Here is a 14,028-nt window from a genome sequence, read left to right on the forward strand (position 1 = left end):
TTTATCAAATGTTGATCATTGATATTCATGATTTAATAACTCTGATAATGACTAGTTTTCAATGTGATATCATATTCCCACCTGATATTTAATCTTTTCCAATAGTATGTTGATGTATCCGCAAAAAAATGTGAACATATGAAGAATACTGGCACGTTTATCAAACTATCTCCCCAGGGTTTATTAAGACAATTAACTAATTGTTACGAAAGCACCTGTTTACAAGCATTTAGTAACTCTGTATCTTGGTTGATATATCTCAATAAAGGGAAAATTATCTATGCTACTCATTCGGTAGAACCTTTTGATAGGCTAGAGAGACACATACGTCGTCAACATCAGCAAATTCCTCTGCTAGATTATGAAGTTCGTGTACAAATGCGCTTGCTGTTTGAAAATCAAGATTACCAGAATTTACCAAAGCAACCTCCTGAATATGAAGCTATTAATTGGCTCGTAACTCAACAATATCTTCTTCCTACTCAAGCAGCATTACTCATTCAAGAATTAGTTAAAGAAGTCATTGCATCATTTATCCTCATTGAAACAGGCACTTATGAATTAACAGAAACATTGAATAATCTCAACAAAATTTGTAAATTAGATGTCTATTCTATCATGGAAGAATGTCAAAATCAGTTGCAAAATTGGCGTGCTCTTGGTAGGTATATATCTTCTCCCTATCAGCGTCCGTATTTATTGGTTAGTAGCAAATTTTATGATAAAAGACTACCACCATTACCGGAAAATATCACCCATTGGATGAAGGGTTTTAGCTTGCGTCATCTGGCGATTATTATGAATCAGGATGAATTGCAATTAGCTTTGAGTTTATACCCATTTATTGTTAAAGGTTCTATCGTCTTACATGAACCAGATCCTCCATTTGATAAATTACCAAAAACCTGTGGACGTTCATTACTACTTTCTGACAATAGCACAGAATTAGCTGAGGGTAAATTATTTATTTCAAATGTAGCACCGAGTACATATCCTTCTAGAGAAACTCCAATCATTTCCCAGGAAAATATAGCAATTTCACAGATATCACCAGATATTTCTGAGTTACCTCAAGAGGATTTTTTACCGGAAAAAGTGAATACAAATTCGAGAACTACACACAAAAGTTACAAAATTATTTCTGTGGATGATAGTCCCACAATTCTCAGGGAAATCAGTCGCTATCTAGAAGATGAACATTTTGTTCTGGTGACTATTAATGAATCAGTTAAAGCAGTTCTGTCAATTATTAGACATAAGCCAGATCTGATTTTATTGGATTTGAATATGCCAGGAATTGATGGTTATGAACTATGTCGAATTATCCGCAATAATTCCATGTTTAAACATATTCCTATCATTTTTGTGACTAGCAATAAAGGAATTATCGATCAGGTCAAAGCGAGACTTGTCGGTGCTTCTGGATATTTAACTAAACCCTTTACTCGTGCTGAATTGCTAAAAATTATTTTTATGCACTTGCCATAATTCAGGAGTTTGAATTTATATCCAGTAGAGACGTTCCTCAATCTTTATTTCTAGATGTCTCATAGGTTTTTCAGAATCATTAACCGCAGATAAACGCAGATGAACGCAGAGAAGGGTGGATAATTTCATAAACCTGCTATTACCCTAATTCCGAAAATATCTGGTTTTTCAGGTACACGCGGTTGTTGCTGAGGAAATATAAGTTTTTTAAATGACTGTTTTTTCAAAATTGCGTTAAGTTGATGTTTATTGAGAATAAATCACTTTATTCTCAATAATCTTGAGAATGTTGTCAATAAGTGAACGTAAATACGTTCTTTCAAGACTTATAATTAGCCTTTGATTTTTGTGCTATTATTATGGATATAATCTGCTTGGGCTGTTTTTGATTTTTGAAATTAAGCATGAAATTAAGCATGAAATTAAGCATGAAATTAAGCATGAAATTAAGCAAACAATTATTTAGTGTTGGGTAACATTATTTCCACCCAACCTACAATAAAATCTGCTAAAGCGAATACTTTGCACTTTCTATGCTGCTTCCCTTAGTTGGGTGGGTACAGACACTTCAGGAAATAACACTGCTGATGGTGCTGATGCTTCTTCTAATACTGTAACCTCAATATTTACACTGACTAAATAACTGCCTGTATCTGCACCTACAGCCTCGGAAATTATTTGAGCTATATCTGGACGTTTTGCAGTTAAAGGATCACGGATAATACAACGGTCCCATTCGTGCTTGGCGGTGGGGTTAAGACTGAGAATATAATACTTGATCATAGGGGTAGTCCTTAAAATCCCTCTTCTATCAGTCTTTCCAGGTTTGAAGACTATTCCTGTAGTATAGTACAAATTTACTAATCTGGCAAGAGAATCATCAAAAATTGCCTCTGATAAGCAAGGCTACTTAATTTAATCAAGTACAAAACAGCAAAGACGTTAGCACAACCCCATGAAGGATTAAGGAATCCTCTCTCATGAAAAGAAGAGGAGGTATGTCAATAACGTTGAAAATGTTCTGATTTCGGGGTTTTTTAACCGCAGATGAACGCAAATGGGATTTAAGTGAAATTACGATAACTCGGTTTTGAGAATTTAGTGATTATACCTCATTTACCCAATTTGCTTGTTGCGGTACGGGAATGTAAATTCCGGCTGCGTCTAAAGTGATTTTTAGGCGACGACGATATTCTCGGGCTACAATCAATTGCTTGAGAGGTTGGGTTTTAATTAAGATTCTAATCATGATACCGCGATCGCTAAAATGTTCAACTCCCAAAACATCAGGCTTTTCCAGAATTTGATCTTGCCATTGGGGATCTTGACTCATCTCTAAACCCACGTCTTCAATTAATGTCAGAGCTTCATCTACATTATCCTGGTAAGAAATCGGGATTGTTAAATCAGCCTGTGACCAGCGACTGGAAAGATTAGCGACAATTTTGACTTCACTGTTGGGAATGGTAATTAACCGTCCTTCTGAATCCCGAACTTGAGTCATTCGTAAATTCAACTTTTCGACTAAACCGCCTACGGTACCAACTTTTATCATATCACCAAGGGCGTATTGGTCTTCAAAAATAATCAAAAAGCCGTTAATTGCGTCTTTGATTAAGTTTTGAGAAGCGAGGGATAGGGCTACACCAACTAAACCAGCACCGGCTAAAAGCGGAACAATGTCTATACCCAAAGATGTCAGTGCTAATAAGCTACCTGCTCCTACCCAGATTATGGTGGTGATACTTTTAGTCACGCCGGAAAATGTAGATATTCTCAGTTCTAACCGTGCGGATGTTTCTGGGGTTAATAAAGCACCACCACTAACTATTGTTGAGGTAAAGTGATCTATTAATGCATAGGTAAACCGTATAGCTACGTAAGTTCCCACAGCGACAATAGTTAATTTGATGGGAATTTGAGCAATAGCGAGAATCCCAATTTGTAAGGGTTTGGTGTAGGGAAATAGTCCTAAAATGATCAAAGTACCGCCGCCCCAAATCCCCGCTTGTGCTATTTGAAATAGTCTTTTTTTGACTTCTTGAAGATGCTGCTGTTGTTTTTGATTTAATAGTGTGGTTATTGGTTGCGTATCTGTGGAAATGGGCGGAATAGATTTATTTTCATTCTTGCTTAAACGTTTTTGCCAACGTCCCATACCCCAACTGATTGCTATTATTGCTAGTGTGCTGACGGCAGCAATTCCCCCTTGCTGCACTAAAAACCGAGTTTGTTGTTCTTGATTTGCTTCTTTTGGATTGTGTTGCAACCCATCACTATTTTTATTAACAAGTATTAATGGGTTTGCTCGTTTAGTATATTCTTTTTCATCTACCCTAGGAATGAAAATACTGGCAGTTGACACCAAAGGTAAAGGAGAAATCTGGGCTGTAGCTTTGTTGACAGAGCCAATGGTGATTGCCATTGTCCCGGCGATCGCTAAAAATCGAAGTATCATAAAAACACCTCCTTGTGTCAATGGGGAAATAGGAACTGGCTATAACCCATAATCCATAACCCATTACCAATCAGTTGCTACAATACCAGAGAATGATTGAAAAGCCAAAAGTCAGATAGGGCGTTAACATTGCTCATACTAGAGGTGAAGCTAGTTTCCCAGACTTTCTCCCTCGCTGGTTACTAATTACCAGAAAATATGGCTAGGAATAAGAAAACCTTGTACAGTACGTAAAGACCTCAAAATAAAAATAAACCCAAAATAAAAATAAAATTTTGAGGCTATACTAACATAGTCCCTCTGGGGGACTGTGTGGAATAATGACCGAATCATCATCTTTTAGAGGATAATTTTCATGACTGTAGCTGCTCCCTTAAAGCACGAGGTTAAAGACCTCGCTCTCGCTCCCTTGGGAAGACAACGTATTGAATGGGCTGGACGAGAAATGCCCGTATTGAAGCAAATCCGCGATCGCTTTGCTATTGAAAAGCCTTTTGCTGGTTTACGCTTAGTTGCTTGCGCCCACGTTACTACAGAAACAGCACATTTAGCGATCGCTCTGAAAGCTGGTGGTGCTGATGCTCTATTAATTGCAAGTAACCCCTTATCAACTCAAGATGACGTAGCTGCAAGTCTTGTAGCTGATCATGGTATTCCTGTATTTGCACAAAAGGGCGAAGATAACGCCACTTATAACCGCCACGTCCAGATCGCATTAGATCATCGCCCTAACATCATTATTGACGATGGTAGCGACGTGGTAGCAGAATTAGTTCAACACCGTCAACAGCAAATCGCAGATTTGATTGGCACAACGGAAGAAACCACCACTGGTATTGTCCGTTTACGGGCTATGTTTAATGATGGCGTTCTTACATTCCCCGCAGTCAACGTTAACGACGCAGACACCAAGCACTTCTTTGATAACCGCTATGGTACTGGTCAATCTACCTTAGATGGAATTATCCGCGCTACAAATATTTTGTTAGCTGGTAAAACTGTTGTTGTTGTCGGTTATGGCTGGTGTGGTAAGGGTACAGCCCTCCGCGCCCGTGGTATGGGTGCAAACGTCATCGTCACCGAAATTGACCACATCAAGGCTATTGAAGCCGTTATGGACGGTTTCCGCGTCCTCCCAATGGCAGAAGCAGCGCCTCACGGTGATATCTTCATTACTGTCACAGGTAACAAGCACGTCGTTCGCGGTGAACACTTCGATGTCATGAAAGACGGTGCGATCGTTTGTAACTCTGGTCACTTCGATTTAGAACTTGATTTGAAATATTTAGCCGCTAATGCTAAGGAAATCAAGGATGTTCGTCCTTTCACAGAAGAGTATAAATTGACAAATGGTAAATCCGTAGTTGTACTCGGACAAGGTCGTTTGATTAATTTGGCTGCGGCTGAAGGACACCCCAGCGCGGTTATGGATATGAGTTTTGCTAACCAAGCATTAGCTGTTGAATACCTGGTGAAGAATAAGGGTAGTTTAGCTGCTGGTTTGCATTCTATTCCTAGAGAAGTAGATGAAGAAATTGCTCGTTTGAAGTTGCAAGCTATGGGCATTTTCATTGATAGTTTGACAGCCGAGCAAATTGACTATATCAATTCTTGGACTTCTGGAACGTAAGTCATTTAGTTGATTTTTTGGGGATAGGCGTTTTGCTTATCCCTTTTTTTTAATGAACCACAGAGACGCAGAGAGGGCAGAGAGAAGATATAATGAGAATTGGTTTGTTTAGATTACAAATATTTTTTGTCTGAATCAGGATGCTCAGGATTAGAGGATTTACAGGATTTTGTATGAATATTTATCTGGGAATATTTCGGATTTTAAAGATTAGTTTTTTCTACATCCTGTACATCCTTAAATCCTGGAAATCCTGATTCAGATAGTAGGGTGTGTTAGCAAAGCGTAACGCACCAAAAAAGATTGATTGAATTAGGACAATTTCAAAAATGATTAGGTAATAAATTTATGAAAGAAATTGAAATTCAGAAAATTATAGAAACTGCGATTCAAGAAAATAAATTTTTTGAACTTATAGAAGATGAAGATATAAATTCACTAGAATACCGTTATCAATCTTACTACGATCCTGATTCTTTACCATCATTTTTGATTGATTATTTATCAACTAAAAAAGCAATAATTGCTGCTAGAAATGTACTAGAATTTTTGGAAAACAGTCGTATTATAACAACTGATCCTAAAAACATTTCCCTCGATAAATCACAATGTTTAAAACCCGACTTAATACTTTTTAATGAGGAACAATGTAAATTAATAATTATTGAAATAAAAAGAAGTAAGCAAACAACGAGAGAAACAATTACAGAAATAATTGCCTATGAGTCAGAATTGAAAAATACATTACCATTTTTGTCAAATTATGAAATCAATTTTTGCATTATATCTACTGAATATCCTGCTCTTCTAGATCATTCCGTTTCAGGTTTAATCACTTGGGAATCGAAGCAAATTCTTTGCTTGAAAATAGACTTCGATGAACAAGACTTAAAACTAAAAATACATATACCTTCTACATGGACTGCTACAGGGAACATAACTTTTCCCCGAAACGCTATATCGACTTTTCAAATTATTCTGTATCAGCAAAGTAATGAAGATATTTTACAAGATACAGAACTTGTTGTTTTAAATGCAGCCCGACTAATCGCTAGGGAAGGGGACAGAAATAATTCACATGGTTTTGTACTTGTTTGGCATGATTGCTGGGATGGATGCGAAAATGTTGGTGGTGCTGCTAAATTTCATCTGACTGTAGGTTTCATCAATCCCTATGTATTTCTTCCATTTGCACAAAATAAAGGAATAATTGATGCTTCTCAAAGTCCCATAGGTGAGTATTTAATTGAAAATTCAGAAAACCTTACCTCTGCTTACTTATCCAGTGATAATATTTGGAAAACAGGTATTACATACTTGAAGCAGTATTATAGAGTTAATATAGAGGGCTTATCCTATTGGGATCTTGAAAGAGAAAAACCTTACGAAATTAATTCGGCATTACTAACAATGCGTCATCGTGCGTTACCGTTACATATCGAACTTTGGGGGACTTTAGGCGATTTTGTTAGAGAATTTATTTCTCATCCTGGAGTCAAACAAAATATTTTATCTGGAGTAGCTAACAGGATTATTAGTTGTGAAGATCCATTTATTGGAATACCTATTTTAGATACTATTTCAGGTATTAATCAATTAGATAGTAGAGGCTTCACTTGTAAAATCCTATTTGATCTTGGTGTTTCTCTAGCTACACTATCAACACTCTATAACACAGCTATTCATAATCAAGATGGAAAGCTTAAAAATTTACCTGCTTCTATCACTTGGTATATGTTAGATGTTCAGGCAACTTTATTGGAAGTGTCAATAAGATATGGAAAATCAAAGAGTCTTACCATTCCTCCTCCAGTAATCAAGATTACAACAACAGAAAATTTTGAAGATGCTTTGTCCAGTATTCAATCTTTTATAGATTGGATCTATAATGATTTCTTGACGGAAGAAAATCAAATACATAATATTTGCTTTGAGTTAGGTTTACGATGTCATCCGCTATTAGATTCTTATTTTGATTGTGTGCTGTCTGATGAACTCAGGAACGATTTAGAAGAAAATGTTTGCAATACCTCAATTTATTTGCTTAAAAATATAGCATACGCTTGTTCATCTCCAGAACATTTATATTTACCAGATGAGGAAATTAGAGATATAATTAATGATTTAGCTAAAGATTATCTGGAAGATGATATTCATCAAACCAACTTAGAAGAAATATTTATTTTAATTGATAATGTTCCCAGAAATAAACACTTGGGACTTTATCATAATAAATTAATAAATTTGCTAGATAGGCTTATTCTTCCACTGACTCATGATGATCAATTTTCTACTAATCTTTCTGACTATAAAAATATAGATTGGATATGGATACGTGAAAGAATGCTTCATTTGAGAGAGAAACAAAATCTATTTCCTGCTGTTAGAGTTGATATTAGTGGATTTGTTCATATAGTAGATTGTAGTAAAGAAGAGTATAGTTCTTTTTTTAAAGATAGAATAGATTTCAAGAATAATTTTTTACTTATAGCTTCATACAGTGGTGTTGAGAATGTTTTGATTAAAGAATGGAAAGAATTAGGCTTATGATACAGAACTGAGTATGTAGGTTGGGTTGAGGAAACCCAACATCTTTATAATCTTATTGCGTTGGGTTGCGATGCAGCTTAACCCAACCTACGAATTATTACTAAGTAAAGAATAATGATGATAGGATAAAATTTGATGTGAAACAATGATAAAATAAGGTAATGTCAAAAAAGCGTAAGTTACTAGAGAAAGTCCTTTCTGGCTCTAAAAATCTTCAATTTGATGATTTAGTGACATTAGTTGAAGCCTTTGGTTTTTCCCTATCAAGTATCAACGGTAGTCATCACATTTTTACACATCCAACTATCCCATAACTTATTAACTTACAAAATCGCAATGGTAAAGCTATTCCTTATCAAATTCGGCAATTTTTGATTTTGATTGAAAAATATTCCTTAACTATGGAGAATGAATAATGAAACACTATCACATTAATATTTTCTACAGTCAAGAAGATGAAGGTTATATTGCTGATATTCCTGATTTAAAATATTGTTCAGGATTTGGTTTAACTGAAGAAGAAGCACTACAAGAAGTTCTCAAAGCTAAAACTGCTTGGTTAGAAGCTGCGGAAATAGAAGGTAAACCCATTCCACCAAGCAAGATATAAACCTGTAATTTATCAAATAGCTTCATAACTTTATAGTCTTATGGAAACATTAAATTATCGAGAAATAGTTAAAAATTTCATTCAAAAGTATGCACAGGAAGAATGTGTAGAAGATTCAGAAAATATCGAACTTGTTTTTGATACCGAAAGGGATGTTTATTTATTATTGGTTACAGGATGGAAAGATGAAAAAAGAATTTATTGGTTTCCCATTCATATTAGTATTAAAGATGGAAAAATTTGGATTGAAAGAGATTTTACGGAAGAAGGAATTCCTCATCAATTAGTTGAGTTAGGTGTGCCGAAATCAGATATTGTTTTAGGTTTTAGATCACCTTATGTGAGACAGTTTACTGGTTTTGCATCAGTTTAGATTTTTTATTCATTGTTTTTATGTCAGCAAAAGATTTTTTTCATAATGCAGTTAGGTTAGCTTTAGAAAAAGATGGTTGGTTAATTACTGACGATCCTTTAAGATTTATAGTAGATACTATAGAATTTCGTCTTGATTTAGGAGCGGAAAGACTTCTAGCAGCAGAAAAAGAAGGAGAAAAAATAGCAGTTGAAATAAAATCTTTTTTGGGAAAATCAGCGATTAGTGAATTTCATACAGCTTTAGGACAAACACTTAATTACCGTTATATTTTAGGAAGAGAAGCACCTGATCGTATTTTATATTTAGCAATTAGTTATGAAATCTATACAGCTTTTTTTCTGATACCTGTGATTCAAGAAATAATTGCTGAATATAAATTAAAATTATTGATATTTGAAACTAGGAAGGAGGAGATTGTTTTATGGAAGGAATAAATTACCCTGAATTAGTACAAACAGTATTAGCAAGACATACAGAAAGTCATTTAGCTAAAGGAACGGAAATACAATTAATATTTGATGATCAAAAAAAACACTATTTAGTAATTCATCTAGGTTGGGAAGGTGAAAAACGGACTTATGGTTCGGTTATTCATGTTGATATTAAGGATGGAAAAATCTGGATACAGTGTGATTTTACAGAGGAAGGAGTAGCTAATGAGTTGGTAGAGTTAGGTGTGCCGAAATCAGATATTGTTTTAGGTTTTAGATCACCTTATGTGAGACAGTTTACTGGTTTTGCATCAGTTTAGATTTTTTATTCAATTTTTATAACTTGATTTTTTGGGGATAGGCTTTTTGCTTATCCCCTTTTTAATATTTAAACACCCGGCGAATATAATTCGCGTCTACACAGACAAAACCCGCCTTCGCGGGTTCAAAAATCTTGCTTTTAGTCCACGCAGGTGGACTTTGTTTGTATAGCCGCGTTCGCGTAGCGTGCTGGAAGCATCTTTCTAATCGCCAGGGCTGTTTGTAAATACCCAAATTAATATACTATATATTGTAGTATAAATTTATCCCTATGCCAGCCAAAGACATTTACCATAATACCGTTAGAAATGCCCTAGAAAAAGATAATTGGCAAATCACCAAAGATCCGTTCTCAAATGGGGTATAAGAGATTTATATATAGACTTAGGTGCAGAAAAACTCATAGCAGCCGAAAAAACTGGACAGAAAATAGCAGTCGAAATTAAAAGCTTTATAGGTGCTTCTCCAGTTACCGACTTAGAAAACGCTTTAGGGCAATATATCTTATATTACGACATTCTCACACGCTTAGAACCTGAACGCCGCTTATATCTCGCTATTCGTCAAGAAACCTACTCAGAACTATTTCAAGAACCAGTTGGTAAAATATTATTAGAAAATCAACGCCTTTGTTTACTTGTCTTCGACTCCAAACAAGAGATTATACTGCAATGGATACCTTAAATAATTATCGCCAAATCATTCAAAAAATCTTAACCGAATATTCTCAACTTCCCTACGCTTACGGTGAACTAGAAAGACAACTAATCATAGACCAAACCGCCAATCATTACTTACTACTAACATTAGGCTGGGAAAATAATCAACGAGTGCATGGTTGCTTAGTTCATATTGACATAATCAACGATAAAATCTGGATTCAAAGAGACGGAACAGAATACGGTATAGCCAACGAACTTGTTAACGCTGGTATTCCTAAAAATCAAATAGTTTTAGCCTTCCAACCAGCCGATATCAGACAATATACAGAATTTGCAATTACTTAGTTTAAAACTTTAGTTGAAGCCTTTGGTTTTTCGTTGCAGCTTAACCCAACCTAAGAATTATCACTAGATAAAGAATAATGAAAGTAGGATAGAATTTAAGGTAAAAAAATGATAAAATAAAGTAATGTCGAAAAATCGCAAATTACTAGAGAAAGGAAAATTAAAAATGGAAAGTTTAAGACTGCGATCGCGCATTGGTAAAGATGGACTATTAAAAATTCATTTACCACAGGCTAAAGAAGGAACTGAATTTGATATTATTGTTATTTATGAAATAGCTGTACCAAAAGAAGAAACAGCAACAGAACAAACCATGAAATTGAGTGATTTTTATGGTTGTATCCAAGATGAAACATTTATTAGACATCCACAATTAGAACAACCTGAAAGAGAAGCATTCTCATGATTTACTTATACAATTACAAGACTGGGAAGTAACATAATTAAACATCATCACTTTAATTTTATATGTCCGCGAAAGATTTTTTTCACAATGCAGTTAGGTTAGCTTTAGAAAAAGATGGTTGGTTAATTACTGATGATCCTTTATTGTTTCTTTGTTGCAAACTTACTTTTATGTCAAGTTGAAAATTTTTTTCATGTTGATTTTCCATTTAGCTGTTATTTATGTCGGAAATAGCAGGTAAACCCATTCCCGAAGCAAGATATAAACCTGTAATTTATCAAATAGCTTCATAACTTTATAGTTTACTGGTTTTGCAGAGGGTTAAATTTTTTGTATTCTTCCTTTGCGTCTTTGCATGAGAAAAAACTCTTCAACCCAAAGTTAAAATATCCTCTGGAAAATCCACCACCAAACGCAAAAATTTCAACCATTCAGAACCTAATAAAACTTCTGTAATATTATCCCCCACATGAACAGGAATTTCATATTCCTTACCATCCCATATTACCTTACCTAAATAGATATTAAACCTTGATTCACCTTGTGCTGTTTGCATAGGTTCATTACCAAGAAAAACCCAATCCAGTCCATCCAAATCTTGAGTATTAATTGCCATAAATTTGGTAAATCCTGTATTTAACATCGCATCCACAGGTAGATTTAACCCATCAGCAGTAATCAAATCAAGCTCAAAAAATAGCTGCCCTTCACTACCAAAATTTCCCTGAATCATATTCTCCCAGTCGTTCCTGTTTCATTTAAGCAAAACACATAATTCTTAGCCTTTGGGTATTTCTCAAGGACTTTTTTATGAGCTTGAATATTATCTTGATCAAGAAAGTATTCACCACTATCTGGTTCTATAGCAATATACCAACCATAGTTACTTTCAATATATTCAGGACGGACACGCTCAAAAATTGCTCGACAACGCTGATAAAATATTTCATCTTCCGCTTCTCGTCTGGCTAATTCTTCTGGTGATATAGTCAATTCAGGAAAAATTCTTCCTCTTCTTACCACTTTTTTTGATGTTATGTGAGTCATACTATTAACTTAAACTCTAGTTATTATCTTAACTTAAATTGTGCTTAATTGCAAATCTTATCATTATTTAAACATAAATTTTAACTTAATTTTCCCTTTTTAGTTTCATCATTAAAAGCTGCTGCTAGACCAGGACTGGTGATTGCGATCGCACTTTCATGCCATTTATAAATAATAGCATCAATCAAATCCCAAGCCTGATTAGAAGTATCAGTTAACCGAAAAGTCTCACTCACTTCTTTGATAAAACATCAGACCAATTAGCCAGACTTTCTAAAAATGATAAAAAAGGAGGCTTTAAGCTTCCACAGAAATAAATTTAATCAATAATCAACCAAGTTTATAACTGATATATCGGTTCAGACTAACTTTTTCTTCTGCGGCTTCTATAGCCAATTTGCGGTGTAGTGCCGGAGTGATGCGTAGCTGAAATTTACCACTATATTGCTTCTCTGCTAGTGGCTCTGGAGGTATCTCCCCAGTAGTTTCCATATCAGTTAGTATATCTTTCACTAGCTCTGTAATACCTTTGAGAGCAGTAAGATTATCTTCATGAAGATAAGACAGGCTAGGAAATTCAGCACACAAACCCACAAATTCTTGATCCTCTTGTGACCAAGTAACTCTATATGTATAGTGGTTGTGATTAACCATTTTCTGATTCCTCAGTTTCTTCAATTGGTGCTAATTTTTCTATCGCATCCAAAACTTGTCTAACTTGATAGGGCTTTACCTTTCCTTTGTCGCTTTGGATGTTGACTCGCGGATCTCCACTCCAGGGCATCTTGTAGACACAGTGGCTTGTCCCTTGCTGTCTGGGTTCTCCAAAATAATGAGTGCAAACCTTTACTAAATCAGTAAAGTTTACGTTCTGAGGATTATTTTTGAGTTCAGCAAGGATTTTTTTTATTTGTGTCATCTTCAGGTTTCCTTTTGTATATAAAATCCATGTCAATGTAAATTGAGTAAAATCTAAGTGATTTTACTCGGTATTAACAATGCACGAATTTAGAAACCTTAAGCACTGTTCCCAGTCAAGGTGGATAAATGCTTGTCATAAGAAATTATTATGGATAGAATGCCATAATGTTGATAGCTCAATTATAGGATCAATATTGGTACTATGTCAATCCTTTTGTGATGGTAGGTGTAGATATGGCGGAACTGTTACCAGGGGCAAGGTCAGTAGTTGTAGGTTGGGTTGAGGAATGAAACCCAACATCTTTATAATGTTATTGCGTTGGGTTGCGCTTCGCTTAACCCAACCTACGAATATAATAGCCCATTTTCTCCAAAATAACGCTCTATCATATTGTGCCGGTTGTCCCCGTTTCATTCAAACAAAAGCTGTATTATATAGCGATCGCTGATGAGGATAACATTTTTTAAATCCTTTGTCAATTTTGTCAGAATCAGGATATCCAGGATGAAAGGATGTACAGGATGAAGATGGGGATTTTCTGATGATGTCAATGATTTTAAATAGTGCGTTACGCTGTCGCTAACACACCCTACTTTTAAAATTTAAGATAGTTCTTCCTTATCAAGCTTAGGATAACATATTTAAAATCCTTTGTCAACACCTAAAAAGCAAATTTTTCGCGGTTTTTTTTGCATTTTGTTGGCTGTTCCCTGTCAACTGATGAAAGGATGTACAGGATGAGGAGGGGGATTTTCTGATGATGTCAATGATTTAATATGGTG

At 35.2% G+C, this 14,028-nt stretch carries 17 protein-coding genes and 2 pseudogenes; 12 read left to right on the forward strand and 7 right to left on the reverse strand.

Annotation, left to right across the window (positions count from 1 at the left end):
- Positions 1 to 138 precede the first annotated feature (138 nt).
- Entirely contained in the window at positions 139 to 1,488 is a 1,350-nt protein-coding gene (locus H6F39_RS09640) for a response regulator (protein ID WP_137907430.1), read from the forward strand.
- 531 nt (positions 1,489 to 2,019) lie between these two features.
- On the opposite strand, the gene H6F39_RS09645 is transcribed toward H6F39_RS09640, so the two are convergent.
- Positions 2,020 to 2,271, reverse strand: a complete 252-nt coding sequence (locus H6F39_RS09645) for a hypothetical protein (RefSeq protein WP_137907431.1) — start codon at positions 2,269 to 2,271, stop codon at positions 2,020 to 2,022.
- 322 nt (positions 2,272 to 2,593) lie between these two features.
- Entirely contained in the window at positions 2,594 to 3,946 is a 1,353-nt protein-coding gene (locus H6F39_RS09650; protein ID WP_137907432.1) for a mechanosensitive ion channel family protein, read from the reverse strand.
- Between the two features lie 355 nt (positions 3,947 to 4,301).
- Between H6F39_RS09650 and ahcY the strand changes: the two genes are divergently transcribed.
- The 11 genes and pseudogenes from ahcY to H6F39_RS09705 all read left to right on the forward strand — a co-directional run.
- Positions 4,302 to 5,576, forward strand: coding sequence for an adenosylhomocysteinase (ahcY, locus tag H6F39_RS09655; protein WP_137907433.1), 1,275 nt, complete (start codon positions 4,302 to 4,304; stop codon positions 5,574 to 5,576).
- 348 nt (positions 5,577 to 5,924) lie between these two features.
- The gene (locus H6F39_RS09660) at positions 5,925 to 8,126 is read left to right on the forward strand and encodes a hypothetical protein (RefSeq protein WP_190371664.1); all 2,202 of its coding nucleotides are present in this window, start codon (positions 5,925 to 5,927) and stop codon (positions 8,124 to 8,126) included.
- A 161-nt stretch (positions 8,127 to 8,287) separates the two neighbouring features.
- Positions 8,288 to 8,440, forward strand: a complete 153-nt coding sequence (locus H6F39_RS20690; protein WP_242025920.1) for a type II toxin-antitoxin system HicA family toxin — start codon at positions 8,288 to 8,290, stop codon at positions 8,438 to 8,440.
- Between the two features lie 101 nt (positions 8,441 to 8,541).
- On the forward strand, positions 8,542 to 8,736 hold the full coding sequence (locus H6F39_RS09670; RefSeq protein WP_236097086.1) for a type II toxin-antitoxin system HicB family antitoxin: 195 nt from the start codon (positions 8,542 to 8,544) through the stop codon (positions 8,734 to 8,736).
- A gap of 40 nt (positions 8,737 to 8,776) precedes the next feature.
- Entirely contained in the window at positions 8,777 to 9,109 is a 333-nt protein-coding gene (locus tag H6F39_RS09675) for a XisI protein (protein ID WP_137907435.1), read from the forward strand.
- A 20-nt stretch (positions 9,110 to 9,129) separates the two neighbouring features.
- Entirely contained in the window at positions 9,130 to 9,546 is a 417-nt protein-coding gene (locus tag H6F39_RS09680) for a XisH family protein (protein ID WP_104388590.1), read from the forward strand.
- Positions 9,534 to 9,863, forward strand: coding sequence for a XisI protein (locus tag H6F39_RS09685; RefSeq protein ID WP_137907436.1), 330 nt, complete (start codon positions 9,534 to 9,536; stop codon positions 9,861 to 9,863). The genes H6F39_RS09680 and H6F39_RS09685 overlap by 13 nt, the downstream gene beginning before the upstream one ends.
- Before the next feature lie 272 nt (positions 9,864 to 10,135).
- Positions 10,136 to 10,548, forward strand: a pseudogene (locus H6F39_RS09690) (element excision factor XisH family protein).
- Positions 10,536 to 10,871, forward strand: coding sequence for a XisI protein (locus tag H6F39_RS09695; RefSeq protein ID WP_190369794.1), 336 nt, complete (start codon positions 10,536 to 10,538; stop codon positions 10,869 to 10,871). The pseudogene H6F39_RS09690 and the gene H6F39_RS09695 overlap by 13 nt, the downstream one beginning before the upstream one ends.
- Before the next feature lie 124 nt (positions 10,872 to 10,995).
- Positions 10,996 to 11,277, forward strand: a complete 282-nt coding sequence (locus H6F39_RS09700; RefSeq protein ID WP_236097087.1) for a hypothetical protein — start codon at positions 10,996 to 10,998, stop codon at positions 11,275 to 11,277.
- Between the two features lie 62 nt (positions 11,278 to 11,339).
- A pseudogene (locus tag H6F39_RS09705) lies at positions 11,340 to 11,432 on the forward strand (element excision factor XisH family protein); the annotation flags it as partial.
- 215 nt (positions 11,433 to 11,647) lie between these two features.
- On the opposite strand, the gene H6F39_RS09710 reads toward H6F39_RS09705, so the two are convergent.
- From H6F39_RS09710 to H6F39_RS09730, 5 genes are all read right to left on the reverse strand, one after another.
- Positions 11,648 to 12,010, reverse strand: coding sequence for an aspartyl protease (locus H6F39_RS09710; protein ID WP_137907438.1), 363 nt, complete (start codon positions 12,008 to 12,010; stop codon positions 11,648 to 11,650).
- Positions 12,007 to 12,324 (reverse strand): hypothetical protein, encoded by a 318-nt coding sequence (locus H6F39_RS09715; protein ID WP_190396623.1) that lies wholly within the window; start codon positions 12,322 to 12,324, stop codon positions 12,007 to 12,009. Before H6F39_RS09715 ends, H6F39_RS09710 begins: the two co-directional genes overlap by 4 nt.
- Before the next feature lie 80 nt (positions 12,325 to 12,404).
- The gene (locus tag H6F39_RS09720) at positions 12,405 to 12,560 is read right to left on the reverse strand and encodes a hypothetical protein (RefSeq protein WP_190396624.1); all 156 of its coding nucleotides are present in this window, start codon (positions 12,558 to 12,560) and stop codon (positions 12,405 to 12,407) included.
- A 94-nt stretch (positions 12,561 to 12,654) separates the two neighbouring features.
- Complete coding sequence (locus H6F39_RS09725) at positions 12,655 to 12,978, reverse strand: type II toxin-antitoxin system HicB family antitoxin (protein ID WP_190371667.1); 324 nt, start codon at positions 12,976 to 12,978, stop codon at positions 12,655 to 12,657.
- The gene (locus tag H6F39_RS09730; protein WP_190396625.1) at positions 12,971 to 13,243 is read right to left on the reverse strand and encodes a toxin HicA; all 273 of its coding nucleotides are present in this window, start codon (positions 13,241 to 13,243) and stop codon (positions 12,971 to 12,973) included. Before H6F39_RS09730 ends, H6F39_RS09725 begins: the two co-directional genes overlap by 8 nt.
- Positions 13,244 to 14,028: the final 785 nt, after the last annotated feature.

Origin of the sequence: Dolichospermum sp. FACHB-1250 (assembly GCF_014696335.1) — a bacterium.
Classification (GTDB): Bacteria; Cyanobacteriota; Cyanobacteriia; order Cyanobacteriales; family Nostocaceae; genus Dolichospermum; species Dolichospermum planctonicum.